This is a genomic window from Alcanivorax sp. UBA3183, assembly GCF_002364155.1.
Lineage (GTDB): Bacteria > Pseudomonadota > Gammaproteobacteria > Pseudomonadales > Alcanivoracaceae > Alcanivorax > Alcanivorax jadensis.
Genome location: NZ_DEXN01000036.1, coordinates 3,695 through 5,209 on the forward strand (window position 1 = coordinate 3,695; position 1,515 = coordinate 5,209).

Here is a 1,515-nt window from a genome sequence, read left to right on the forward strand (position 1 = left end):
TCAGGAGCAAGCGCAGACCCTGGAGGAAAAGGCCCATAAGGTGTGCTGCCTCCCGCGGCATATTGATGTGGAGCTGGTCGTTACCGTTTAAAGACATCGTTGAAGAAAAGTAAAAAAGCAGCCCCAGTGGGCTGCTTTTTTATGGGCGGTGCTTTATTAGTAAAGCTCGGCAGGGAACCGCCGAGCGTCCAGCGAATCCCATCACTGACGATGACAAGGAATGACTATGCGATCTCCCATATTGCCCCACCGTTCTGTTTCCGTGCTGTTTGGCTCCGCTGGCATTGCTGCCTTGCTTGCCCTGTCTGGCTGTGATCAGGGAAAACCGGAATCTGATAGCCAACAACCCACCGTGGTGGAGCAGAGTGAAAAGACCGAGCAGCAGATCCTCAGTGGTAAAGTCATGTACCGCGAGCGCATGGCCATGCCGCAAGGTGCAACGCTCACGGTAACCCTGGAGGATGTATCGCTGGCCGATGCGCCGTCCACAGTGATTGCCGAGCAACATATCGACGACCCGGGTCAGGTACCGGTGCCCTTTACCCTGCGCTATGCCAGGGATGCGGTAATGCATGACCATCCAATGGCGTATGCGGTACGTGCGGAAATTCGTGGCGCGGATGGGCAGTTGCTGTGGCTCACCACCGAACGGCATACCGCCGAACTGGGCGAACGGGCCAGCGGTGAAGAGATCACGGTCATGTTGCAGCGGGTTGGCGCCGAGCAATCCGCGGAGGCGCGACCGAAAACCGCCATGGTGAAGGCGCAGGAAGCGGGGGCGTCATTCTGGGCCGTCGGTAACGAGCCTGGCTGGCATCTGGCAATTTACCCGGACGAAAAGTTGGTCTTTGTGGGCGACTACGGCGAAACCACGGTAACCACTCCGGACCCAGGGGCGCAGACCGAAGGCACGGAAACCATTTACCTTGCCAACACCGACACTGACCAGCTGAAAGTGGAAATCAGCGAAATGCCCTGCGATGACTCCATGAGCGGTGAGTCTTTCGATTATCAGGTGAAGGTTATCAGTAACGAAAAGCTCTTCAGTGGTTGTGGTCAGGACCTCTGATCGAGATCAGGGCGCCAACAGGTGATAGATGAATCGCCCGGCGCCCAGCCATAGCAGGGCACAAAGCGTAAAGAAGAAAATACTGCCATCCTGGTACAGGGCCCACAGCAGCGGTGCGAAAATCACACCTGTGACGGGCAGGGCAACACCGATGGCCAGCCGCTTGCGGCGGCGCAGGCTGTCATCGTCTCGGCTGAGGGGATCGGTCATGGCAAGTCGCGTATTCGGATAAAGGCGGCATTTACCTTACCATAGCGGCTCTCGCCAGTGATCACCCCGGAGTGTGCCATCAAAGGTTATCCCGTTCCCGCCGGTCCCGTTGACCGGGAACTGCTGATCAACAAAAGCCGTTTCATCACCTGGCTGCGCCCGGTAGCCAGCCGCGAACAGGCCATGGCCGTGATCGACGAGGCCAGGGCTCGATACCCGGATGCCAGCCACCATTG

Annotated in this window: 2 protein-coding genes; one reads left to right on the forward strand and one right to left on the reverse strand. The window is 58.1% G+C overall.

Features of this window, described 5'->3' with window-relative positions; all coding sequences use genetic code 11:
• Positions 1–226 precede the first annotated feature (226 nt).
• Positions 227–1,069, forward strand: coding sequence for a YbaY family lipoprotein (locus tag B3Q33_RS11550; protein WP_273009049.1), 843 nt, complete (start codon positions 227–229; stop codon positions 1,067–1,069).
• Between the two features lie 6 nt (positions 1,070–1,075).
• Here the strand turns inward: B3Q33_RS11550 and B3Q33_RS11555 are convergent, their stop codons facing one another.
• Positions 1,076–1,279: a hypothetical protein gene (locus B3Q33_RS11555; protein ID WP_273009051.1), complete on the reverse strand. Its 204-nt coding sequence runs from the start codon at positions 1,277–1,279 to the stop codon at positions 1,076–1,078.
• Positions 1,280–1,515: the final 236 nt, after the last annotated feature.

What these genes read in the sequence shown, in the direction of transcription:
- B3Q33_RS11550 (WP_273009049.1), top strand. Translation starts at nt 227, where the DNA reads ATGCGATCTCCCATATTGCCCCACCGTTCTGTTTCCGTGCTGTTTGGC.
- B3Q33_RS11555 (WP_273009051.1), bottom strand. Translation starts at nt 1,279, where the DNA reads ATGACCGATCCCCTCAGCCGAGACGATGACAGCCTGCGCCGCCGCAAG.